Origin of the sequence: Deinococcus budaensis, from assembly GCF_014201885.1 — a bacterium.
In the GTDB taxonomy this organism is placed as follows: Bacteria; Deinococcota; Deinococci; order Deinococcales; family Deinococcaceae; genus Deinococcus; species Deinococcus budaensis.
The window spans coordinates 14,076-36,716 of record NZ_JACHFN010000022.1 but is presented as its reverse complement, the minus strand read 5'-3'; the positions used below and the strand labels follow the sequence as shown (position 1 = coordinate 36,716).

Annotated in this window: 20 protein-coding genes and 1 rRNA gene; 6 read left to right on the top strand and 15 right to left on the bottom strand. The window is 73.5% G+C overall.

Annotation, left to right across the window (positions count from 1 at the left end; all coding sequences use genetic code 11):
* Positions 1 to 92: ribosomal RNA gene (locus tag HNQ09_RS18100) — 16S ribosomal RNA — on the top strand; the annotation flags it as partial.
* 147 nt (positions 93 to 239) lie between these two features.
* Here HNQ09_RS18100 and HNQ09_RS18095 read toward each other — a convergent pair.
* From HNQ09_RS18095 to HNQ09_RS18055, 9 genes are read right to left on the bottom strand one after another with little or no spacing between them, the layout of a single operon-like run.
* Positions 240 to 1,040, bottom strand: a complete 801-nt coding sequence (locus tag HNQ09_RS18095; protein ID WP_184031905.1) for an AIM24 family protein — start codon at positions 1,038 to 1,040, stop codon at positions 240 to 242.
* A gap of 15 nt (positions 1,041 to 1,055) precedes the next feature.
* Positions 1,056 to 2,267 carry a DUF418 domain-containing protein gene (locus HNQ09_RS18090; RefSeq protein WP_184031903.1) on the bottom strand — a complete coding sequence of 404 codons (1,212 nt, stop codon included), beginning with the start codon at positions 2,265 to 2,267 and terminating at the stop codon, positions 1,056 to 1,058.
* Positions 2,268 to 2,315: 48 nt separating this feature from the next.
* The gene (locus HNQ09_RS18085) at positions 2,316 to 3,482 is read right to left on the bottom strand and encodes a cytochrome P450 (protein WP_184031901.1); all 1,167 of its coding nucleotides are present in this window, start codon (positions 3,480 to 3,482) and stop codon (positions 2,316 to 2,318) included.
* Positions 3,479 to 4,930 carry a phytoene desaturase family protein gene (locus HNQ09_RS18080; protein ID WP_184031899.1) on the bottom strand — a complete coding sequence of 484 codons (1,452 nt, stop codon included), beginning with the start codon at positions 4,928 to 4,930 and terminating at the stop codon, positions 3,479 to 3,481. Before HNQ09_RS18080 ends, HNQ09_RS18085 begins: the two co-directional genes overlap by 4 nt.
* Positions 4,927 to 6,027: a glycosyltransferase family 2 protein gene (locus HNQ09_RS18075; protein ID WP_343057957.1), complete on the bottom strand. Its 1,101-nt coding sequence runs from the start codon at positions 6,025 to 6,027 to the stop codon at positions 4,927 to 4,929. Before HNQ09_RS18075 ends, HNQ09_RS18080 begins: the two co-directional genes overlap by 4 nt.
* Positions 6,024 to 6,689 (bottom strand): lysophospholipid acyltransferase family protein, encoded by a 666-nt coding sequence (locus tag HNQ09_RS18070; protein WP_343057956.1) that lies wholly within the window; start codon positions 6,687 to 6,689, stop codon positions 6,024 to 6,026. Before HNQ09_RS18070 ends, HNQ09_RS18075 begins: the two co-directional genes overlap by 4 nt.
* The gene (locus HNQ09_RS18065) at positions 6,686 to 7,717 is read right to left on the bottom strand and encodes a carotenoid biosynthesis protein (RefSeq protein ID WP_281378345.1); all 1,032 of its coding nucleotides are present in this window, start codon (positions 7,715 to 7,717) and stop codon (positions 6,686 to 6,688) included. Before HNQ09_RS18065 ends, HNQ09_RS18070 begins: the two co-directional genes overlap by 4 nt.
* On the bottom strand, positions 7,714 to 8,136 hold the full coding sequence (locus HNQ09_RS18060; RefSeq protein ID WP_184031897.1) for an NUDIX domain-containing protein: 423 nt from the start codon (positions 8,134 to 8,136) through the stop codon (positions 7,714 to 7,716). Before HNQ09_RS18060 ends, HNQ09_RS18065 begins: the two co-directional genes overlap by 4 nt.
* Positions 8,133 to 9,668 carry a phytoene desaturase family protein gene (locus tag HNQ09_RS18055; protein ID WP_184031895.1) on the bottom strand — a complete coding sequence of 512 codons (1,536 nt, stop codon included), beginning with the start codon at positions 9,666 to 9,668 and terminating at the stop codon, positions 8,133 to 8,135. Before HNQ09_RS18055 ends, HNQ09_RS18060 begins: the two co-directional genes overlap by 4 nt.
* 79 nt (positions 9,669 to 9,747) lie before the next feature.
* On the opposite strand from HNQ09_RS18055, the gene HNQ09_RS18050 reads away from it, so the two are divergent.
* Positions 9,748 to 9,933: a hypothetical protein gene (locus HNQ09_RS18050; protein WP_184031893.1), complete on the top strand. Its 186-nt coding sequence runs from the start codon at positions 9,748 to 9,750 to the stop codon at positions 9,931 to 9,933.
* A gap of 18 nt (positions 9,934 to 9,951) precedes the next feature.
* Here HNQ09_RS18050 and HNQ09_RS18045 read toward each other — a convergent pair whose 3' ends face one another.
* Positions 9,952 to 10,539, bottom strand: coding sequence for a GNAT family N-acetyltransferase (locus HNQ09_RS18045; protein ID WP_184031891.1), 588 nt, complete (start codon positions 10,537 to 10,539; stop codon positions 9,952 to 9,954).
* Positions 10,536 to 10,973 carry a ketosteroid isomerase-related protein gene (locus HNQ09_RS18040; RefSeq protein ID WP_184031889.1) on the bottom strand — a complete coding sequence of 146 codons (438 nt, stop codon included), beginning with the start codon at positions 10,971 to 10,973 and terminating at the stop codon, positions 10,536 to 10,538. The genes HNQ09_RS18045 and HNQ09_RS18040 overlap by 4 nt, the downstream gene beginning before the upstream one ends.
* Before the next feature lie 205 nt (positions 10,974 to 11,178).
* Between HNQ09_RS18040 and HNQ09_RS18035 the strand changes: the two genes are divergently transcribed.
* Positions 11,179 to 12,387: a hypothetical protein gene (locus HNQ09_RS18035; protein WP_184031887.1), complete on the top strand. Its 1,209-nt coding sequence runs from the start codon at positions 11,179 to 11,181 to the stop codon at positions 12,385 to 12,387.
* A gap of 51 nt (positions 12,388 to 12,438) precedes the next feature.
* Here the strand turns inward: HNQ09_RS18035 and HNQ09_RS18030 are convergent, their stop codons facing one another.
* On the bottom strand, positions 12,439 to 13,455 hold the full coding sequence (locus tag HNQ09_RS18030; protein ID WP_184031885.1) for a GNAT family N-acetyltransferase: 1,017 nt from the start codon (positions 13,453 to 13,455) through the stop codon (positions 12,439 to 12,441).
* 153 nt (positions 13,456 to 13,608) lie between these two features.
* Here HNQ09_RS18030 and HNQ09_RS18025 point away from each other — a divergent pair, with 153 nt between their 5' ends.
* A complete protein-coding gene (locus HNQ09_RS18025; RefSeq protein WP_184031884.1) occupies positions 13,609 to 14,037 on the top strand; it encodes a universal stress protein in 429 nt (142 codons plus the stop codon).
* Positions 14,038 to 14,069: 32 nt separating this feature from the next.
* Here the strand turns inward: HNQ09_RS18025 and HNQ09_RS18020 are convergent, their stop codons facing one another.
* The gene (locus tag HNQ09_RS18020) at positions 14,070 to 15,791 is read right to left on the bottom strand and encodes a M3 family oligoendopeptidase (protein ID WP_184031882.1); all 1,722 of its coding nucleotides are present in this window, start codon (positions 15,789 to 15,791) and stop codon (positions 14,070 to 14,072) included.
* 37 nt (positions 15,792 to 15,828) lie between these two features.
* Between HNQ09_RS18020 and coaBC the strand changes: the two genes are divergently transcribed.
* Positions 15,829 to 17,073: a bifunctional phosphopantothenoylcysteine decarboxylase/phosphopantothenate--cysteine ligase CoaBC gene (gene coaBC / locus HNQ09_RS18015; protein WP_380003453.1), complete on the top strand. Its 1,245-nt coding sequence runs from the start codon at positions 15,829 to 15,831 to the stop codon at positions 17,071 to 17,073.
* Positions 17,074 to 17,132: 59 nt separating this feature from the next.
* Complete coding sequence (argR, locus tag HNQ09_RS18010) at positions 17,133 to 17,594, top strand: arginine repressor (protein ID WP_184031880.1); 462 nt, start codon at positions 17,133 to 17,135, stop codon at positions 17,592 to 17,594.
* A gap of 33 nt (positions 17,595 to 17,627) precedes the next feature.
* Here argR and HNQ09_RS18005 read toward each other — a convergent pair whose 3' ends face one another.
* Both HNQ09_RS18005 and HNQ09_RS18000 read right to left on the bottom strand, forming a co-directional pair.
* A complete protein-coding gene (locus HNQ09_RS18005; RefSeq protein ID WP_184031878.1) occupies positions 17,628 to 19,475 on the bottom strand; it encodes an SIR2 family protein in 1,848 nt (615 codons plus the stop codon).
* Between the two features lie 91 nt (positions 19,476 to 19,566).
* Positions 19,567 to 22,551: an ATP-binding protein gene (locus tag HNQ09_RS18000; RefSeq protein ID WP_184031876.1), complete on the bottom strand. Its 2,985-nt coding sequence runs from the start codon at positions 22,549 to 22,551 to the stop codon at positions 19,567 to 19,569.
* Positions 22,552 to 22,641 lie beyond the last annotated feature (90 nt).

Here is a 22,641-nt window from a genome sequence, read left to right as displayed (position 1 = left end):
CCGCAAGGCAGGCGTCTAGACTGTGGTTCATGACTGGGGTGAAGTCGTAACAAGGTAACTGTACCGGAAGGTGCGGTTGGATCACCTCCTTTCTATAGGTCACGTCACGCACCAGCGATGCGCACTGCGCCCCGATTCCTCCGTGAGTCGGGGCGTTTTCCTGTGGTGGGGTTGGCATCATTGGCATCAGCAGCGCCGGAGTCAAAAGCTCCGGCGCTGCTGTGTCTCTCGGTGAGGTCTCAACCGCCCAGGGCGGCCAGCGGGGGCGGCGCGTGAATCGGCAGTGTGGGGGTGAGCCAGACCCGGCCGGTGCCCCGGTAGACCTGGATATAGCCTTCACCGGTGCGGCCGCTGCCCAGCAGGCCGCGCGCGCTTTTCTCCACGCTAAAGGCCAGACCGCCCGTATAGGCCAGGACGAGGTTTCCGTCCACCTTGAGGGTCTCGTCGCGCAGCTCCAGAATCTCAAATTCGGCGGGAAGGACCGGGCTTTGCAGGGCGAAGACGCCCGTGCCGCTGAGTTTGGGCTGCACCCGGCCCTCGCCGCTGCCCAGCATGGCGCTCAGGCCCTGGTTGACGTGGCGCCCGACCGTGATACTCCCCGCGCAGGCGACGAAAGCGCCGTCGTCCACGATCAGGTCCTCGCCGTTCAGTTCGCCCAGCAGCAGGTGCAGGCGGGTGGGTTCGGTGTAGATCACGCCCGCGCCCCGGTAGACGGTCTTGTAGAGGCCCTCGCCAGTGGCCGCCGCCGTCACGGCCCCGCGCAGAAAACCGCCCAGGCCTCCGCCGCCCGGCGCGCCGCCGCTGCTCGACGCCTGCATCTCGATGTCGCCGCGCAGGTACTGGAGGGCGCCGGGTTCCAGCACGGCCATGCCTCCCCCGGTATGCACCGCCACCTGACGCCAGCGCGCTGGACGGGTCAGCGGCTGGTGAAAACCGTCCAGCGGCCGCTCGACCGGGCGCGGATCGAATTCGATCACGTCCAGACGCGCCCCCTGGGCCTGAGCGGAGTGGATGACCTCGGGATGCAATTGGAAGTCCATACCCGCGCTACGGGGTCAGGACGGCCCAGGTTCCCGCCGCGCCCCGCGGCCATACACCAGCCGCCGGGTCAGGGTCTCCAGCGGGCCGCTGCCGAAGCGGCGCAGCACCCAGGCGCTGAGCGGCAACTGCGCCAGCCCGACCAGCAAGGCCAGCCCCACGGCGGCGGCCGCCCCCCAGCGCCCGAACTGCGCGCCCGCGTAGGGGTAGAAGACGCCGGTCATGACCAGGCTCTGCGCGATGTAGTTGCTCAGCGCGACCCGCCCGCTCGCGGCAAAGGCCCGCAACGGCCCCAGCCTCCCCCGGCTGGCGAGCAGACCCAGCACGCCCACGTAGCCCAGCGCCGAGGCCAGCCCCCCGCCCATCCGTACCGGGATGGCCAGCAGCCCGGCGGCCAGGCTGCCCTGGGTGTTGAGCCAGGCGAGCAGCAGGCCCAGCGGCAGGCCCAGCCCCAGCCCCCCCACCGCCAAGCGGCGCAGCAGCGGCCGGTGCTCCTGCGGCCGGATCAGCAGGCCGCTGCGCTGGGCGGCGGCGCCCAGGCAAAACAGGGCGATCAACCAGGGGCCGTTGTAGAGGCTGCCGCCCCACAGGTCTTCCCCGAAGGTGGCGGCGCGCCGGGAGACGACCTCCAGGTAGCTCATGCCCGGCGCGAGGTCCGGCAGGCCCGCGAACCGGGTGCGGGTGCTGCCCAGCGCCGCCACCCCCGCGAGCACGCCCAACCCCAACCAGTAGGCGCCCAGCACGCCCGCGAGGCCGGTGAGGGACCGCGCGCTCATGCGGACCGTGAGCAGCAGGGCCAGCGACAGCAGCGCGTAATTGGAGATGATGTCGCCGTGCCAGACCAGCAGGTGGTGCGCCGTGCCCAGCGCGAGCAGCACCGCCAGCCGCCGCACCAGCCTGCCTGCCCCGTGCCGCGCGAGCAGCCCCGCCGCGCCCCACCCGAACAGCATGGCAAAGAGGCTGATCGAGCGCCCGTTGAGCAGGGTGTCGGTGACGGCCTGCACCGCCCGGTCCACACCCGTCTGGGTCCACTCGCGAAAGCCCGCGAAATCCTGCACGTTCACGATCAGGATGCCCAGCAGCGCCAGCCCCCGCAGCACGTCGGGCAGGGGCGAGCGCTCCCGGGCGCCGACCGGGCGCGGCGGGCCGGACTCGGGCGCCGCCTCCAGACCAGCAGGCAGGTCCGCTTGCGCGGAGGACGCGGCGCCGGGCGAAGCGGGGAGGGTCATGGGGGCAGGGTAGCGCGTGGCCGCCCACGGTCCGCCGGACCCCGGAGGTCAGCCCCGGCGCCGGACGATCAGCGGTCCCCTCGGCCCCAGGGTGACGGCGGCCACGGGCGCGGCGTCTCCGCGCACGGCTTGCAGCGGGGGCACGGCGGCCAGGACGACCAGAATCAGCAGTTGCGCGAGGTGCAGGCCCAGACACAGGCGCTCGCCGCCGCCGAAGGGCAGGTAGGCCCACGCGGGCGGTTTGGCCTGCCAGCGCGCCGGGCGAAAGTCCTCCGGCGCGCTCCAGAGGCCGGGGTCGCGCCCGCTGAGGTACGGCGAATACAGCGCCAACGCTCCGCGCGGCAGGCGCACGCCGCCGTGGTCGAGGTCGCGGGCCAGGCGGCGGCTGCCGATCCAGCCGGGGGGAAAGAGCCGCAGCGTCTCCTTGAGCACCGCCGGATGATGCTCGGGGGCGTGCCACTCGGGATGCTGGGCCAGCAACCACAGCGCGTAGGCCAGGGCGTGCGTGGTGGTGTCGTGCGCGGCGGCCAGACTGACCCGCGCTTCCTCCAGGCCGCCGGGAAGGCGCGCCAGGACGGCCAGCAGATCGTCGCCTTGCGCGCCGCGCCGCCGGGCCAGGCGGCGCAGCTCGGCGTCCACCCGCCCGAACAGCAGCGGACGCGGCAGCGCCGGAACCGGAAAGGGCCGCCGCAGCGGAGCCAGGAAAGCGTGCAGCAGCGGGTCCGGAAACTCGCCGCTGAAGTACGCCGCGTTCAGCAGGGTGCGCACCGTCCGGTCGGCCCAGGCCAGCGCGTCGAAGTCGCCGTGGGGCAGTGGACAGCCCTCCAGGGCGGCGGCGGTGCGGGCACGCAGAGCGTGCATCGCCTGCGGCCCGAAGGCCGGCACGAGGGCCTGCCGCCGGGGCCGGTGCTCGGGCGCGTCGAGGACGACCACGCCGCCCGCTAGGTACGGCACCAGCCGGGGAAAGCTGCCCGCGCTGCGGAAGGTCGCCAGATCAGTCAGCAGCAGGCGGTTCCAGGCGGGGCTGATCCCCACCACGGCGGGCAGGCCCAGCCGCAACCTGAACAGGTCCCGGCCCTCCTCCCGCGCCCGCCGCGCGCCTTCCTCCAGCAGCGGCAGGGGCCGCCTGGCCCACTCGCCCAGGTGGCCGTCGCCGCGCCGGGCGGGTGGGCCGGGCAGCGCGCCCAGGCCCGGCAGCCGGGGGGCCGCCGTCATGGGATGGAGAGGTCCGGCAGCTCGCGGCCGCCGTCCAGATCGTCGTAAGGCAGGCCGAGTAGGCCCCCAGCGCCGTTCCAGCCCGACAGCAGCGAGAGCGGCACGCCGCCGCCGGGATGCACCGTGCCGCCGACCTGCACCAGATTGCGGGCGCCGGGGTGGGTCCAGCCGGGGCGCAGGCTGCCCGTCAGGCCGTGGGGCGCGCGGCCGTACAGCGCGCCGCCCACCCCGGTGCGCGCGTAGTCGGCGGGGGAGAGGGGCCGCCAGTCCGTCACGTCCAACGGAAAGCGGGCCTGAAGCGAGCGCAGCAGGAAAGCGCCGTAGCCGCGCGCCTCGTTGGCCACGCCGGGATCGGGCGGCGCATTGACGAGCAAAAAGGCCCGGTCACCGTCGAGGTGCAGGTAGAGGGTGGGGTCCGAAGGCAGCCGCCCGGCCCGGATGTCGCGCCACTCGCGGGCATACTCGGCGGGCCAGAAGATGTGGTGGGCGTGGCCCCGGTCCTCCGAGAGCCGCAGTTGCAGGGCAAAGCCGCTGAGGCCGCGCGGGGCCGGGTCGGGGGGCAGGCCCAGCCAGCCACGGGTCAGCGCCCGGTCGGCGGCGCTGACCCAGGCGTCGGCGGCAAAAGCCCCCCGGCTGGTGTGGGCGCCCAGCACCCGGTTGCCGTGGGTGCTGAGGTGCTGCACCCGCGTGCCGAACTCGAAGCGCACGCCCAGCGCCGCCGCCCGCCCGTGCAGCCGGGCCGCCAGCGCGCCCAGGCCGCCTTCCAGGTGCCACACGCCGCCTCCCAGTTCCACCCAGGACACGTTGTGCAGCACGGCGGGCGCCCGGTAGGGGTCGGCCCCCAGGTAGGTCGCGAACCGCAACCAGAAGGGTGTCAGAAAGGGGCCGCTGCGCACGAAGCGCGCCAGGCTCGACCAGGGCGCGGCGCGCCGCCCGCGCGTCAGGGCGTAGCGGGCCAGCGCCGCGCGGCCCGGCGGGGGCGCGAAGAGGAAAGTGGGCGCCGCGTCCTGGTACATCGTGCGGGCCGCCGCGAGCAGCCGGGCGTAGTCGCGCCCCTCCTGCCGGGAAAGCTGCGCCAGGGTCGGCTCCAGGCTCCCCTCGACGTGCAGCGCCCCCGGCGCGAAGGTCCGGCCGCCCGGCGCGTGGTAGGTCGTGGTGGGGCGGGCGGCCTCCAGCCCCGGCAGGTCGAGGCCGATCCGGCTGTGCAGCGCCCGGAAGACCTGCGGCATGGTGACCACCGTGGGACCGCTGGAAAAGTCCTCGTAGCCCAGCGCCGCCTTGCCGCCGGGCCGCTCCAAGCTGTCGAGCACGGTGACCCGCACGCCTGCCTGCGCCAGCCGCAGCGCCGCCGCCAGCCCCGCGAAGCCCGCGCCAATCACCGCGACGTGCTGCGGGGAAGACTGCCGCCGCACCCGCGCCCCGCGCCCCGCGTTTCGCGTTCCCCTCATTGCTCGTACTCCCGGCCCTTCCAGGCCACCCGGCGGCGCAGGGCGCGCCGGTACACGGGCAGCGCCAGCAGCGGCGTGACCGGCCCCAGCAGCCCCTCGGCAAGGTCGGGGAGCGTGCGGCGCCCGGTGAGCAGGTTCACGGCCGTCCGCTCGGCCAGCCCCAGCGCCCGCAGCAGCCGCACCCCCGGCGCCTGCGCGGGCAGCAGCCAGGGCAGCGTGTAGGCGGCGACGTGCCACCCCGCCGAGGCGAGCAGCAGCGCCCGCGAGCGTCCGTGAAACGATCCCGCGTTCTTGCCGAACCCCGCCAGCGAATCCGGGTAGCTGCGGTACATCCGCACGCCCAGCACCTCGCGTCCCAGCGCCAGCGCCAGCCGCCCCCCCCGCGCCTTGACCCGGCTGGCAAAGGCCACGTCCTCCAGCAGCTCGGCGCGCACCAGCGCGTGCCCGCCGACCTGCCGGTAGGTCTCCCGCCGCAGGGCGATCAGTTGCCCGTTGGCGGCGGCCGCGCTGGGGTGCGCAAAACGCAGCAGCGGCAGCGGCAGGAAGGTGAGCAGCACCGCGTCCACCAGCGGCGTGAGCAGCCGCTCGCCCGGCGTGAGGTTGTGCTGGCGCGGATACACGCTCAGGAAGTCGGCGCCCGAGCGCGAGAGTTCGTGCAGCACAGCTCCCAGCGCGCCAGGCTGCCACTCCACGTCCGCGTCGGTGAAGATCAGCACCTCGCCGCTGGCCGCCTCCCCCAGCTGCTGGCAGGCCCAGGGCTTGCCGTGCCAGCCGGGGGGCAGCGGCTGGCCGCGCAGCACCCGCGCCCCCAGCCGCGCCGCGACCTCGGCGGTGCCGTCGCGGCTGCCGTCGTCGAGGACCAGCACCTCGTCGGCCCCCTGCGCGAGCAGCCCCGGCAGGGTGCGCGGCAGGTTGTGCGCCTCGTCGCGGGCAGGCACCAGCAGCGAGACGCGGGGCCGCCCCGGCGGCAGGGGCTGCGGCGAGAGGCGGGGGTAGGTCAGCGCGTTGACCAGCAGCGTGGCCGCCTTGTACCCGAAAAAGCCCAGCGCCGTCAGCCGGTAGGCGCGGGCGAGGTCCAGAAGACCCGGCCGCCTCACCGCCCCTCCGTGAGCCGGGCGAGCAGGCGGCTGGGCAGGTCCGGCCGCGCCAGGTCCGGCAGGCGGGCGCCCGAGACGTGCAGGTAACCCCCCAGCGGCGCCTCCGGCTCGCTCGCGGCGAGGTCGGCGTCCAGCGCCCCCAGGGTCTGGGCCAGCGCCGTGGCCAGCGCCTCCGGGGTCGTCGGCGGGCCGAAGCGCAGGTAGGCCTCCGGGCGGGGACGGCCGCGCAGGGTGACCCGCAGGGCGACCGGCACCAGCGGGACCCCGGCGGTGCGCGCGGTCCAGCCCGCGCCGGGGCGCAGCTCGCCCAGGAGTCCGGCGGGGCGAATCTGGCCTTCGGGAAAGATGCCTACCCACTCGCCCGCCCGGGCCGCCCGGACGGCGGGCCGCAGCTCCCCGGCGCCCAGCGCCCCTACCCGCCGCAAGAAGGGGTAGTTCACCAGTTGCCGTTCGGTCATCAGCACCCGGAACCCGGCGCCCAGCGTCCAGGCGAGTTCGCGCAGCACGTAGCCGTCCCACCAGGAATGGTGGTTGGGTGCCAGCACCGCGCCTCCCCCTTCTCCGAAAGGCGGCAGCGGCCCGCGCACCCACACGCCGCCCAGCCCGCCCCGGACGCTGCGGCGGATGCTGGCCCGCAGCATGGCGGCGACCGGGTCCGTCACGCCCGCCCCCGCGCAGCCCGCGCCAGGGCCAGCGCGCCCAGCATGGCGAGCAGCGTCACTCCCGCCTCCAGGTACCGCCCGACCAGGACCAGACCGCCCGGCAGGAAAAACAGCTCGACCGGGTACGCCACGGCGAAAGAGAGGCGCGAGAGGTCGGGGCGGGGCGCCGGCTCGACGCTGACGGCCTCGGCCCGGAAGGCCACCGGGACGCGGCCGGCGGCCCGCTCCTGCACCGGCCAGCCCCACCCGCGCCCGGATCGCCCGAACAACCCCGGCGCGATCCGGGTAAAGGCCCAGGCCAGCCCCGTGCCGACCACCCACCAGCCCACGAAGTTTTGCAGGGGCGCTCCGGCCCACAGCGGCGCGGGGTCGCTCCACAGCCAGTAGCGCTGGGCGGTCATCAGCGGCTCCAGGCCCACGTCCCACGCCACCATCAGCAGCCCCGCCAACCACGCCCGTCCCCCCGCCAGCCGCGTGGCCGCCAGCGTCAGCGCGAACCAGCCCAGCGGCACGATCAGGGGCACCGTCAGCAGCGTGGGCGGCGGCGAAGTCTCGTAAGAGTAGCTGCCGAAGGGAAACCCCGTGCGGCTGCCCAGCAGTTCCACCCCCAGGCCCACGCTGAAAGACAGCGCCGCCATCGCCCAGGCCCGCCGCGCCCCCACCCGCTCGGCGGCGTACAGCCACCCCGCCACGCACAGGGCCGCCGTGCTGAGCAGCCCCAGCAGCGGAAAGCCCTCCGGCCAGAGGGGCACCGGAATCTTGAGGGCCACGTAGGCACAAAACCACCACATCCAGGGCCGCAGCTGCCCAGCCAGCGCCGCCCAGCGCGCCCGCAGCGTGCCGGAGAAGTCGCCGCCCAGCGCGTCCCCGGCGAGCGCCAGGACCAGCGAGGCAGGAAAGGCCACGGCGATCAGCCCCCACCCCACCGCCGCGCCCCGCAGCACCAGCAGCGCTCCCAGGAACGCCGCGCCCAGGGCGGCGAAGGCGAGCAGAGAGCGCCGCAGGGTCGGGGAGAGGCGCAGGGTCAACCCGCCACCGTCCGCAGCGCCGCGAAGTACGCGCGGGTCGTCTCCGGGACTTCCCCCGGCAACCCGTCCAGAGGCCACCAGCGCAGCTCAGAGGCGTCGTCCCCGGCCCGCGCCTCCCCACCCGCAAAGTCGGCGGCGTAGACATGCGTCTCCCAGTCCACGATGTTGCCATCGGGGTAGGTGTGGCGGTGCGGAAAGACTCCTAGCGGGCGCAGGATGCCCACGGTCAGGCCTGTTTCCTCGCGCAGCTCGCGCCGGGCGGCCTGTCCGGGCGTCTCTCCCGCCTGGGCGCCGCCGCCCGGCACGTCCCAGCGGCCATTGTCCCCGCGCCGCACCAGCAGCACCTCATCGGCCCGCAGCATGGCCACGCCTGCGCCGAGGCGGGACCGCCTCCTCAACGTTCCGAACAGCCCCCTCATTTCCACCGCCGCCGCGTCAGGTCGCGCAGCAGCACCTGCGCCGCGTTGCGCCCCGACGCGCCCATGATGCCGCCGCCGGGGTGGGTGCTCGCGCCCGTCAGGTACAGGCCTTTCAGCCCCGGCCAGCGGTACTGGCTCGCCGCCATCCAGGGCCGGAAGGCGAACATCTGGTCGAAACTCATCTCCAGGTGCATCACGTTGCCCCGGTGCAGCCCCAGGTTCGTCTCCAGCCACTGCGGCGTCTGCACGAGTTCGCCCACGATGGTATCCCGCGTGCCCGGCGCGTAGTGCTCGAACGCCTTGAGGATGTTTTCGCGGGCCTCGGCGGTGCGCGTCTCCCAGCTGCCCGAGGCCAGCTCATAGGGGTAATACTGCGCCCACAACCACAGCACCTCGCCGCCGGGGGGCGCGAGGCTGTCGTCCACCGCCGAAAAGCTCATGGCGATCAGGGGCGGGTCGGTGGTCGGCTCACCCGCGAGGTACTCGCCGTAGGCTTTGGCGAGTTGCCGCTCGTCCTTGATCAGGAGGCCCAGCCCCACCCTCGACTCCGGCTCGCGGTGCTGGCGATACTTGACCTTCTCGCTCAGCGCCAGCCGCAGGATCATCCCGAAGCCGTTGCCCACCCGCACCCGCCGCGCGGCCTCGGGGACGTGTTCGTCGGGCAAGGCGCCCGCCGTGGTCAGGATGTGCGCGCCCGACACGACCGCGCGGGCGGTGTATTGCTCGCCGTTTTCCAGCTCCACGCCCTGCGCCTGCCCGCCCTTGACCAGAATCCGCCGCACCGGGGCATTGACATGAACCTCGCCGCCGTCCGCCTCGATGGCGCGCCGCAGCGCCCGCGTCAGGCCCCCGCTGCCCCCCTTGGGCCGCGCGACCCCGCCCTCATGGTAGAGGGGATGCCACAGCAAGAAGGGCGCACTCAGCGGGTCCGAGGGCGGCGGGCCGCTCTGCGCCGCCATCCAGGTCAGGGGCGCCCGCACCCGTTCCTCCGAGAAGTATTCCCGCGCCACGTCCCCGTAGGGCCGCAGGATGCGCGAAAGCTGGGCCTGCCAGTCTTTGCCGCGCCCGCCCCCCACCATCATCTTGCCCATCTCCAGCGGGCCGGGCGCCGAGTTGAACAGGTCGGCCACCGAGCGCGCAAAGGGCGTCCAGTCGTCCAGAAAGCGGCGGTACGCCTCGCCCTGGCCGGGAAAGAGGGCTTCCAGCTCCCGCGCGGTGCGGTCGGGGTCGCGGTAGACGAACCACGGCGTCTCGCCGTCCGAGGCGTGGAACATCGGGTCCACTTCCAGGTAGTGCAGGCCGTGGCGGGTCAGTTCGAGTTCGCGCACGACCGGCGTCATGCGAATCAGGATATGGGCGCTGCCCCCGTAGTCGAAGCGGTAGCCGGGCACCAGTTCTTCCGTGCTGACGGCCCCGCCGACGATATGGCGGCGCTCGAACACGCCGACCTTGAGGCCCGCTTTCGCCGCGTAGGCCGCCGTCACCAGGGCGTTGTGGCCCGCCCCCATCACGAGTACGTCGTAGTCCGGCATCAGTGCTTCCGAGTCTGGCACGCCGGGCGCTCCGGGGACGGTCAGGAATCCGCCAGAGGTGGCCCGCTACCCTGGGAACATGTTCGGTCGCCGCGTTCCGCCCCACCTCGTCCTGATCCTCAGCGTGCTGCTCGCCGCGCTGTGCGCCGTACTCGCCGTGCGCTACGGTCTGGCCGGAAACGCGGTCGCCGCGCTGATCTGGGGCGTGCTCGCCGTGTGGTTCGCGGTAGACGCGCTGCGGGCACGCGCCTGGCAGAAGAAGTAGGCGCCGCGCGCGCCCCCGTTACGCCCGCCGCACCCAGAAGCGCATCGGCTTGGGCGTCTCGCCCGCCTCGCCCAGGTCCTGCCAGCTCAGGGTGGTTTCGAGGTCGGGGCGCTCCAGGTAGCCGCGTGCCTTCCAGAAGGGGTCCAGCGGGCGGTAGTCCCTGGGCCGGGCGGGGTGGTCGGCCGGGCGCTGCACCGCGCAAAAGGCCGTGACCGGCAGGCCAAGGCGCCGCGCGTGCGCCTCCCGCTCGTCGAAAAAGCGGTGCCCCAACCCCCGGCCCCGGTACCCGGACCGCAGCACACTTTCCCCGAGGTAGAGCACCTGGGCGGGACCGAACTCGGAGGCCAGAAAGGGGCGCTGGAGGTCTGCCGTCTCGTGAATGAGCGGCAGGGCCGTGCTCGCCCCCACCACCTCGGCGCCGTCGCGCACCAGCAGCAGCAGGGCGCCGGGGGCTTCCAGGTAGGTCTGGAGGTAGCGCTCCTCGTACCCGGCGCTGCCCTGGTACAGGTACGGAAAGTCCCGGAAGACCTCGGTGCGCAGCCGGGCGAGGTCGGGAAGCGCCGCCCGCAGCTCGTCTCCCCCCACCGGGGTCAGGGTGAGGCTCAAGCGCCGCCCTGCTCGGCGCTCACCTGCCGGGTCCACTCCGACAGGTTGTAGAGGTTCGTCACCCGGGCGATCTTGCCCTCCCTGACCTCGAAAAAGGCGCCCACTGGCAGCACGTAGGTCTGCCCCGCCGCCTCGGGCAGGCCGGGGTCGGTCTTGAGGTACTCGCCGTGAATCACGAACTCGGCGGCGGCGCGCCTTCCGTCCGGGGTCGCCATCACCACGAGATCCTCGGCGCGCTCGCGGTAGTGGGCGTCCATCTTGTCCAGAAAGGCGCGAAAAGGCTCCACACCGACTTGCGTCTCGCCCTCGTTGATGTCGTGGCGCACGTCTTCGGCCAGCAGTCCCAGCATGCCAGCGGCGTCCCCGGCGTTGAACGCGCCGTAGTAGCGGGTCACGAGGTCGAGGGCCTGGGCCTGCGCATCGGGAGACGTCATGCCCGGCAGTGTAACGGGAAGGGGACCGCCCGCTGGGGGAAGAGGCGTACGATTTGTCACAGGGACCCGGTTTTCTGCCGTGCAGGCCGCGTGTCCCCGGCCTCGGCCACGCAACAACTCTGCTATGGTCTGACCAGAGTTCACCGCGTCTAGCTGCGTCTGCGTGATTCTGCGCGGAACGCTCCCAATGGAGGGATTTTCCCGCATGAAACAAATGCGCTACATCATCACCCGCCCCTGCCTGCAAGAAGGCAGCCTGCGCCTCCTCAAATACCTCGAAGCCACCTTTCCGGAAAGCGGCCCCGCGCAGTTTGTGGACGACAAGGGCCGCGAACACGAGGTGGAGATCGACCGCGCCGCCGGGTACGTGCGCGGCCTGCGCCCCCTTTTCCATGACCAGAATCTCGGCGTGAACGACGTGCTGATGATCACGCCGCTGGCGCCGGGTCGCTATCAGGTCGAGGGCATCGTCAAGCCGCACGCGCCGCTGCTGCCTGCCCGCCCGGAGGCTGCGCCCGCTCCCGAGGCCCGGCGCGTGGTCGTGACCGCCACCCCCCACGTGCGCGAGGTGCGGATGCAGGCCGCGCCCGAGCCGTCCCCGTCGGCGGGGCGCGCGGCCAGCACCCCGGCGCCTGCGCCGCTGGTGCCGCTGACGCCCGCTTCGCAGGCCCCCCAGCCGACCCCCCCGCTGGGCCGCGCCCCGTCGCGCGCGGCCGCGCCTGGCCCGCTGCCCAGCGCCGCCGAAGACCAGCTGGCCGAACTCGCGCGCCTCACCGGCTACCAGCTCAGCTTTCCGGCGCCCGGCGTGGCGCGGCTGCACGCCGACCTCGGGGCGCACGGCTACGTGGTGAAGGTCGCGCTGGAAGAAGGTGCGCTGCGGACCCCCGCCTGGCGCGAGGACGCCGACCACGCGGCGCTGCTCACGGGCGAGGGCGAGCGGCCCCAGGGCACCCCGCGCCTGACCAGGGAAGCGCTGGCCGCGCTGCTCGAACATGCCCGGCTGGCCCCGCTCTCGCCCATCGACCTGCGCCCCTACTGGCAGGCGGGCGACCTCGACCTCGCCTCGGCGGCCAGCATCTCGGAACTGGTCGGCGCGCACCTCGCGCAGCGCGGGGCCTTTTCCTTCGTGCTGCTCACGCTGGCCGCGCAGCCCGCCCACAGCGTCGTGCAGGTGCCGCGCCTGGCCGAGCGCCTGGGCAGCGGCGTGAACGTCGCGGAGCTGCGCAGCATTCTCGATACGCTGACCCGCGCGCCCTTCCTGGCCCTGACCCCGCTGCCCGGCGGCCAGTACCTGCTGCGCGCCGATGTGGGCGACCTGCTGGCCGACCTGGCCGAGTACGCCGACGGCATGCGCCGCCGCGTGCGCGCCCCCGGGCGCCCGGACCCGGCGACTGCGGCCCTCGCGCTGAGCTGACAGCCGCGCCCATCCGGGCGTCCGGGTCCGGGCGAGGGGAGGGGGAACGGCTTAGGCCAGCCGCAGCTGCCACTCGGTGAAGCTGGCCCACGGCACGAATCCCAGCGCCACGTTGATGCCCAGCATCGCGGCGTTCTCGTCGGCGTTGTTGGTGCGGACCCAGCGGGCGCCGGGGCAGGCGGCCTGCACGTGGCGCAGCATGGCGGCCTTGAGCCACTTGCCCAGCCCCTGCCCGCGCGCCTGCGGGCGGACGGCGGTCGCGCCCTGGTAGACCAGCGCGGCACGTTCGGGGGTCCAGAAGGTCTCGGTGTAGCCGACCAGCTCGCCCGTGCGGGTATCCTCGGCGGCCAGCAGCCAGCGGACCTCGCCCGACTCGGCGATCATGGTTTCCCAGGCGCGGATCATCTCCGGCGTGACCGTCCAGTCGTCCATCTCCAGCTCGCCCTTGGGGGCCGTGTTCATCACCATCATCAGGTCGGCGGCGCGGGGCAGGAACTCGTCCGGCAAGCGCGTCCACAGGTGCAGGCGGTAGGGGTCCCCCGCCGGGCGGGTGCTCCAGCGGTCCAGCAGCTCCGGGGAAAGGGCCTCCAGGTCCAGGCGGCTCTGGCGCATCGGCAGGGCGGCTTCGGCGCCCAGGCTGCGGGCGAACGCTTCCCCGGCGGGCGCCCGGTCGGTCGTGCCAAAGGTCACCACCCGGCGGCCCTCGCGCCGGGCCGCTTCCCGCAGGGCGTGGGCGAGGCTGCGGCCCAGGCCCCGGCGGCGCGCCTCCGGGTGCACGGTCAGCCGGGCGTGCGCGGCATGCCGGTTCTGGGTCAGGCTGTACTCCAGGCTGCCCCAGCCCAGCGCCCGTTCGCCAAGCACCTGGCCGTCCCAGACCACGAAATGCGCCGCCGCCTCGTCGGGCGTGACGTGGGTCAGGCTCAGGGCCTCGCGCTCGGGCAGCAGCGGGGGGTCGTCCGGGTAGGCCAGGGCGTAGGCGTCGGCCAGCAGGCGGCCCACCGCGAGCCGCGCTTCCGGAAGCGCCGATCCGGGATCAAAGGGAGCCACGGGGAGGGAAAGTGTGGTCATGCCCCCAGTGTGCCCGCGTCCGGTCAGGGGAGCATGGGCCAAGTGGCGGAGGGCACGCTAGTGCCAAAGGCTGGCCTGCACGGCGTCCTGCGGACCAGACCGGGACCCCGAAGCGGGCGGGGGGTGGCCGCGCCGCCGCTGCGGGGAGGCTCCATGACACCCATGAAACTGGTCGTCGCCTGTGACGGAAGTGAACCTAGCCTGCGCGCCCTGCGCCGGGCCGTGACGCTGGCCCGCGCGGCGGGCGCCACGCTCGAGCTGATCAGCGTGATCGAGGAACCGCCGGTCAGCCCCTTTGTGCAGTGGGCCGGGCTGGACGCCGACTATGTGCGCGGCCTGCTGCAAGAAAACGCCGAGCGCGCCCGAGACGCGGCGCTGGCGATCACCCGGGAGGCCGGGGTGCAGGCCGAGTTCCGCATCCTGCGCGGGCGCCCGGTGGCCGAGTTGCTCGCCGCCGCGCAGGGCGCCGACCTGCTGGTGCTGGGCACCCACGGCCACCGGGGGATGGACCGCATCCTGCTGGGCAGCGTGGCCGAGACCCTGCTGCGCCGCGCCGAGGTGCCGCTGCTCGTCGTGCCGTGAGCAGCGGGGCGCGCGCGCGGCCTTCCCGGTTCTCAGGTTCCGGCGCCCGCCAGCTGCCCTTGCAAAAACGCCATCAGCCCCCGGATGTGGTCGCGGTCGAAGCGGAACTCGACCCCGGCGGCGCGGTACAGCTCGGGCACCGGGACGGTGTTGCCCAGGCGCAGGCTGGCCTGATAGCGCGCCAGCGCCCCGGCCGGGTCCTGGCGGGCTTCCCGCCAGATGCCCACGGCGGCGAGGTAACACATCGCGTACTCGATGTAGTAAAAGGGCGCCTGAAAGACGTGGTAGTACTGCCACCCCTTGGCGCGCACGCCCTCGTCCAGCCCGTCCCAGTTCACGAACGGGTGGAAGGTGCGGTCGAGTTCCAGCCACTTGGCGTCCAGGTCGGCGACGCTGGGACGCTCCCCGGCCTCGGCGTACAGCCAGTGCTGAAAGGCGTCCATCTGCGCGGCCCAAGGCAGGAAGGCGACCACACCCTGAAGCTGCTTTTCGCGGTAGCGGGCGAGTTCCTCCGGCGAGAACATGTGCCCCAGGTGGTCGAGCGTCAAAAACTCCATCGCCATGGAGGGAATCTCGACGAACTCGATGGGACTCCAGCGGTTCCACACCAGCGGCTGCGTCTCGCCGCTGAGAAAGCCGTGAAAGGCGTGCCCGACCTCGTGAAACAGCACCCGCACGTCCTCGGCGGTGCCCACCACGTTCATCAGCACGAAAGGCTGGTTGTCCACCGGAAAATACTGGCAGTAGGCGTGGGTCATCTTGCCCGGGCGCGATTCGAGGTCCAGCAGCCCCCCCTCCCGCATCTGCCTGAAGCGCCCGGCGAGCGCCGGGTCCAGCCCCTCGAAGGCCGCCCCCGCCAGCGTTTCCAGCTCGGCTCCGCTCGTGAAAGGCTTCAGGGCCTCGCGCCCCTGGGGGTCGAGCAGGTTGTTGCGGTTGTAGTCCCAGGGCCGCACGCGTTCCAGGCCCAGCCGCGCGGCGAGGTCCGTCATCATCCGGGCGGCGAGAGGCACGACCTCATCCCGCACGGCCTCGTGAAAGGCGCGGCAGTCCTGGGGCGTGTAGTCCACCCGGTCGAGCCGCCGCCACATGAAGTCGCGAAAGCCCGGCAGGTCGGCGTTGGCCGCGAGCTGACGGCGGGTGTCCAGCAGCTCCAGCATCAGGGCGTCGAGCTGGGGGGCGACCTCGCCCGCGCTCAGGGTCAGCGCCCGCCAGGCGGCCTCGCGGGCCGGGCGGTCGGGGCTGTCCATCCGCTGGCGGGCCTGCGGTACGGTCAGGGCCTCGCCGTGCAGGGTGACGGTCTGGTTGCCGGTAATCACCCCGTGGCGGTTCATCTGCGCCTGGTGCGTCACGCCCAGCTCCACGTTCGCCTCGCGGAAGAGGGCGGCGGCGTCCTGAAAGCGGCGGTAGGCCAGCGCGAAGTCGGGGGCGGGCGCATAGCCAGGCACCGCCAGCAGCTTTTCGGTCAGGGCCTGCTCGGCGCGCTGAACCTGCGGCGAGACTTCCTCCAGAAAGCGGGCGTAGCGGGCCTGCACCTGCGGGTCGTCCGTGTGCAGGTCGGCGTGGGTGGCGAGCTTGCTGCCCGCCTGCCCCACCTCGGCGTCCAGGGCGCTCCACTCGGCCAGCCAGCCGGGAACCGCGTCCGCGCCGAGGTCGGCGGCCAATAGCGCCTGGTAACGCGGCGCGAAGGTGTTCCAGCGGGTCGCCTCTTCGGAAACGGTGAGCACGCGCTCCACCGCATTCAGGGTTGTGGTCATGGGGAAAGTCTAGCGTCCGGGCCTCTAGACTGACCGGGTGACCGTGCCCGCCCTGTCCGTCCTGGCCCCGCCTCCCCTCGTTCTCGTGATCGTCGGGGGCAGCATGGCTGCCGTCAAGGCGCCCCCCGTGCTGCGGCGGCTGCGCGAGCGCGGGGCCGGGGTGCGCGTGATCGCCACCCGGGCCGCGCTGGACTTCATCACCGAACTCAGCCTGGCGACCGCCGCCGACGGCGAGGTCGCCACCGACGAGACCTGGTTCGCCCCGCGCCCCGACGCCCAGCACCTCACGCTGGCGCGGGCAGACGCGGTGGTCGTCGTGGGCGCCTCCGCCGACCTGCTGGCGCGGGCGGCGGGCGGGCACGCCTCCGACCTCGCCTCGGCCACGCTGCTGAGCGTTCAGGGGCCGGTGCTGTGGGTCCCGGCCATGAACGAGCGGATGTGGCGGCATCCGGCGGTGCAGGCCAACGCCGAGCGGCTGCGCGGCTGGGGCCACCACTTCCTGGGGCCGGAGGTCGGGGCGTTCGGCTCGCGCGGCGAGGGGTCGGGCCTGGGCCGCATGGCCGAGCCGGAAGACATCGCGGGGACGGTGCTGGCGCTGCTCGCCCCGCCCGCGCCGCGAGACCTCGCGGGCCTGCACGTCGTCGTCTCGGCCGGGCCGACCCGCGAATACCTCGACCCGGTGCGCTTTATCAGCAACCCGTCGAGCGGCAAGATGGGCTTCGCGGTGGCCGAGGAGGCGCGGGACCGGGGCGCCCGCGTGACGCTGGTGACCGGCCCGGTGACCCTCCCCGACCCGCCGGGAGTGGAAGTGGTCCGCATCGAGACGGCGCTGGAGCTGCGGGACGCGGTGCGGGAAGCCGCGCAAGCCGCACAGATCGTCGTGATGACGGCGGCGGTCGCCGACTACCGCGCCGCTGAGCGGGCAGGGGAGAAGCAGGCGAAAGTCGCGGGCGACGTGACGGTCACCCTCACGCCGAACCCCGACATCCTGGCCGAGCTGGGGCAAGAGAAGGGCGGGCGCGTGCTGGTGGGGTTTGCGATGGAGACGCACGCCGGGGTCGAGCGCGCCGCCGCCAAGGCCGCGCGCAAGAACGCCGACTTTATCCTGCTCAATTACCCCACCCGCGAGGGCACGGCCTTTGGCGGCGACGACAACGAGGTCACGCTGGTGCGCCCGGACGGTTCCGCCGAGGCCTGGCCGCGCCTGAGCAAGCGCGAGGTGGCCCGGCGGCTGCTGGACGAGGCGGTGCGGGTGCGCGCAGGCCGGACCACGGACCACTGACCACGCCCCACCTCCCCCTCCCCGATTGCCTTATTCATCCCGGCTGCATAGCATGGCGTGTGCTCAGCAAGGACCAGCGTCAGAAGCGAATTCAGGACATCATCGCCCGCGAGAGTGTCTCCACCCAGGCTGAGCTGGTCGAGCGGCTGCGCGCCGAGGGCGTGCAGGTCACCCAGGCGACCGTCAGCCGCGACATCAACGAGCTGCGGCTGGTGAGATTGCCCATCGGCAAGGGCCGTCACCGCTACGCGCTCGCGCAGGTGGCGGGCCACCAGGGCGTCGAGGAGGAACTTGGCCGCCTCTTTCAGAATTTCGTCAAGGACGTGGACCGCGGCGAGAACATGCTGGTGATCCGCACCTCCGACGGCCACGCGACCGGGGTGGCCCTCTTGCTCGACCGCCTGCGCCGCGACGACATCGTGGGCACCATCGCCGGGGAAGACACCATCTTCGTGGTCGCCCGCACCACCGCCGAGGGCGAGGCGCTGATGGAGGAGCTGCACACGCTGATGCTGGGGTGAGGGACGTTGCCCCGGCAACCCCCGCCGTCCTCTTCACGCGGGCCGGGGCCGGGGGCGCAGCAGCACGGTCATCGTCGGCACCACCACCGTGTCCGCCGTGACCGTCAGGGCCGCCGCCAGCGGGGGGTCGAGCTGAAGTTCCCAGTCCCCGGGATTGGCCAGCCCGCACAGGGCGAGGAGCCGGGCCACCGTGGAGGTGGCGTCGGGCGAGGTGACGCTCAGCACCTCGGACTCCCCGGCGGCGTCGCGCAGGTCCACGGTGTACTGCCCGATGTCCGAGGACAGCAGCGCGCTGACCGGGAGCTTGCCGGCCATCAGCGGCTGCCACACGCCGGGATGGTCGATGTACAGCACGATCTCTCGCAGCGTGCGGGCGGGCGCCTGGGTGACGAACGTCCGCACCCCCCGCAGCACCTGCGCGAAGGGGTGAATGGGGTTCCAGTGCGCGCTGCGCCCCGCCGCCACCGGCAGGACATGCACGCGGCGGTACTGCCCGGTCCGCTCCACGGCGTGCAGGGCCGAGCAGACGGCGGGGGCGATCACGCTCAGGTCGCGGTCGTTGCGCCCCTCGTGCGAGGTCCGCGCCACCACGGCGAACAGGGCCGCGCCCCCGTACTGGAAGGCCTGGGACCCCGCTGCGGACGCCGCCCAGCGCCGGGGTTCCAGCGGCAGGCTCACGCCCGGACACGGGGCGAGCGCTCCGAGCGCCTGTGCCCCGCTTCCCGGAACCGGGCGTCCGGCACTGCGCCCCGCGCTGAGCACCAGGGCGTCCCCGGCGGCCCAGTTCACCTGCGCCGCCGACACCTGCCCCCGCCGCAGCACCAGGCGCACCGGGTGGTCCGAGGGGGGCGGCTGGAGGGTATAGCTGATCTCCTCGACCTGCGCGAAGTCGGCGGGGGGCGGCGGGCCGCGTGTCCAGCGCACGTCGTGGGCGAGCCTTTCCAGAAAGGCCGGGACCTCGTCGTGCCCGTCGTAGAACACGGGCACGACCCCCAGGCGGGTTTGCAAAAAGGCCGGGTCGTACAGGTCCGGGGCGCCGCCGCGCCGCAGCAGGGCGAAGTGCGGCATCTGGCCGGGACCCTGGTGGTAGAGGATCTCGCTGAACAGGTCGACCAGGTAGTTTTCCAGCAGGCCCGAACCCAAAAACAGCAGCGAGCGGCGGCGAAACACCTCGCCGAACGCGCGGCGAAAGTGCGGCACGGCGTGGATGGCTCGCTGGTACTGCTGGTGCCCGGCCACCACCTCCAGCGCCAGCGTCCGGCGGCGGGCGTCGGAGGGCACCGAGGCTTCCGGCGGCGCGCACTGACCGCCCAGGTAGCCTTGCAAGGCCCACAGCACCGGGCGGCTGGGTTCGGACAGCGAGCGCAGCACCCGGTGGCAATCCGACAGCGAGCGGCCCAGCACCGCCAGAGGCTCGGGCGGGTGGGTCTCGGCGCGCAGCGTGTCCTGGCGGGCCGCCCAGTACAGGTCGTCGTAGTTGGTGGAAAGCACCAGCGGCCAGTCCAGGCGCGTGAGGGCGCGCAGCTGCGGCGTGGGCGGGATGAACTCCGGCGTCTCCTTCAGCGCCCGCCGGAACACCTCGTCGCGGGCCTGGCGCGGGTGGGCGCGCAGCATCATCGTGACCTTGTCCGCCAGGCGGTAACACTGTTCGGGGGTGGGGGAGCGGGCGGGGTCCTCGAAAGCGGCGGGCAGGTCCCTCAGGCCCGCGCCCCCCGCCAGCCGCACGAGGAAGGTCCGCCAGCTTGTGCAGGCGGGCTGCCCCGGCGCGCCCAGGCTCATGCCCGACCCCACGAACGGGGTGAGCAGCCCGTCGCGGTACAGCGCGGCCAGCAGGGGGGCGACCTGCCGGAATTCCAGGCCCTCCACCGCCAGGGTGGACATGAACCTCACCTCCCCTGGGCGGGGGGCGGCGGCCAAGCGGCCGCCCCCCGCCGCCGGGGGCCACGCTGCACGTCCGCGCCCCCTTGCGCCGTCATGACGCCCTCCAGGCCGCCACCAAGCGGCGGCGACTGGGCATGTTGGCGATGAACCGCTCGCGGGCCGCGTCGTCCAGCCTGCTCGTCTGGCGCTCGATCTGCCGCCAGCCGCCCTCCAGCACTCCGGCGGCCCGCGCGTCGCCGCAGGCCTGCAAGACCTCGTAGCAGACCAGATAGGCGGTGGCCACGTCGTCGAGCAGGTCGCTGCGCCCCAGCGCAGGCAGGATGCCCTCGACCAGGGCCAGCGCCGCCCGCAGGTCGCCCTTCGCCAGCGCGACGGCGGCCAGCCCCAGGTCGGCGGCCAGCCGCTGCCACTCCCGGAGGGGCTGGGGGTCTCGCAGCAGGCTGTGGAGGGCCGCCTCGGCCTCCTCCAGTCGGCCCAGCGCCAGCAGCGCCCACGGCTCGGCGAAGCGGCCGGGATCGCCCCCCTGCCGCGCCCGTTCCAGGGCCGCCGCCGCATTCCCCCCGTACAGTTCGGTGTAAGCCAGCTGGCAAAGCGCGTGGTGTTCGTAGACGGTGTTGTGGGCGCGGCGGGCAACCTCCGCCGCGTCCTCCAGATAGGCGCGCGCCTGGTGATGATTGCCCAGCGCCAGCTCCAGGATGCCGAGATTCTTGAGGACCGAGCTGAGGTGCAGAGTGCCGCCGAGTTCACGGCAGATGCGCAGCGCCGCTTGAAACATGGCCCGGGCCTGATCAAAGTCATCCTGTTCCAGGCGAATCGACCCCAGAATCAGCAGGGTGGCAGCCTCCTGAACGCGCTCCCCGGTCTGCCGGTAGGCCTCCAGGGCGGCCTGAAGCGGCCCCTCGGCGTCGGCGAGGCGGCCCTGGTTTTGCGCCAGTGCCCCCAGTGCGTAACTGGCGTGGGCCTCCCCCGAGCGGTCTCCCAGGCGCCGGGCGCCCGCCAGACCCTCTTCCAGCAACGCGGCCGCCCGGTCGTCCTGCTGCGCGTTGACGGCGCACACCCCCAGGTAGCGCAGGGCGATATTTTCCCCGTGCAGGTCGCCGATCTGCCGGTACAGGCCGAGGGCCTGCCCATACAGGTCCTGCGCCAGCCGCTTGTCCGCGCCCAAGGCGATCTGCCCGAGGTGCCGCAGGGCATCGGCCTGGGTCTGGCGGTCCCCTGCGGCCTGGGCCAACTGGAGCGCCAGCTCGTGGTGCACCTTGGCTTGCGGACGTGCGCCGTGGCGGTACAGGGCGCGGCCCCAGGCCAGGTGGGCTTCGGCCACCCGGGTTGGCAGGCCCGCTTTTTCCGCCAGCGCGGCGGCCCGCTCGGCCGCCGCCATGGCGGCCGGAAAGTGGCTGACCAGATCGGCGTGGTTCGCCCGCCGCAAGGCCGCCTGGCAGCGCCGCCCGTCGTCCAGCCCCTCGGCCAGGCTCTCCAGCGCCTCCACGTCCTCACGCTGGGTCTCGCGCTGGCCCTGAAGGTCGCGCGCCTGTTCCCGCACCAGCAGCAGCTCGAAGCGCCGCTCGGCCTCTGGCCCGGGCGTGAGGTCCAGCGCCCGGGTCAGCAGGTGCTCGGCTTCGTGCGGCGCGCCCTGACGCAGCGCCTGCTCTCCGGCCTCGCGGTAGAACCCGGCCGCCCTCTCCCCGTCGCCCGCGCGGTCGTAGTGCCAGGCCAGCCGCACCGGGTCAGGCGCCCCGGCGTACAGCGCCTCGATGGCCTGGGCCACCTCGCCGTGCAGCAGCCGCCGTTCGCCGCTCCCCAGCCCGCCGTACAGGTAATGCTGAAACAGGGCGTGGGCGAAGCGGTAGCCCGACAACTGCCGCCGACCGGCCCGCAGGTCGCCGCGCTCCTGCACCAGCGCGTGCCGCTGGGCCAGGTCCTGCGCGAGGTCACGCAGCACCTGCCGGGGGGCCAGCCCCTGCACCTGGGCCACGACCTCGGCGGTAAAAGCTTCGCCCTCCACGCTCGCCACCCGCAGCAGCTCCTGCTGGGCGGCGTCCAGGTGCCCGATGCGCTGCGCGATGACCCCCTCCACCCGCGAGGGCAGGGCGCCGAAATCCAGGCGGGCGCCGACCACCCAGCAGCCCTGCGCGTCCCGGATCAGGTCGCCCCGTTCCTGAAGGCGGCGCAGCAGCTCGGCGGTGAACAGCGCGTGGCCCTCGGTGTGCCGGAAAAGGGCCTCGCGGAAGTCGGCGCCCAGGCGGTTGGCCTCGGTGTCCAGCAGGCGGTTCACGAAGTCGCGCCCTCCCGCCTCGTCCGTTTGCAGGTCCACCCACACGTCCCCGGCGTACCGCTTGATCTCCAGCAGCACCGGCTCCAGCGGGTGGCGCCCGGCGGCGGCCGCGCGCAGGTACAGCTCGTTGGGCCGGTACGTCCCGACCAGCAGCGCCGCACTCGTCTCCAGACGGCGCGACAGGTGAAAGAGCAGGCCTACCGAGGCCGCGTCCGCCCAGTGCAGGTCGTCCAGCACCAGCAGCAGGGGCCGCTCCGCCGCGAGCGCCCGCAAGACGTTGGCGTACTGCTCCAGCAGGTGCTCGGGCTGGACGGGGGCCTGGGCGCCGGGCTTGCGCCGGGCGAGTTTTTCCAGTTCGTCCAGCCACCCGGCCTTCTGGGCAAGCGCCTTGCCCGCCTTGGCGACCAGCGTGCCGCCGGGAATGATGGTGCCCACCAGGTCGGGGCCGACCTCGATCAGCACCTGGGTCGAGCGGACCAGCCAGTGCCGCAGACGGCTCCCGGCCGGGGGGTCTCCTCCCTCCGCCGCGCGCCCGGTCACCCCGATCAGGGCCGCCAGAAGCTCGCGGAAGGGCAGGTAGGGATCGCCCACCCCGCTCTGGGCGTTGCAGTTGCCGGAGGCGACCGCCAGGTGTTCGTCGTGGTCCTGGGCCCGCTGGGCGAAGGCCTGCACCAGCATGGTCTTGCCGCTGCCCGCCTCGCCCGTGACGAAGCACACCTGCCCCTGCCCCAGCAGGGCGCGCCCCAGGAACCCCTCCAGTTGCCCCAGCTCGCGCTCCCGCCCCACAAACGGCTGCTCGCTCATAGCTCTCCTTTGGGGGAGGGGAGACCCTCACCTGCGGGAAAAGTCCGGTGTCCTGGGCACGCCCGGCCGGTGCCTAGCAGGCCCTAGCCC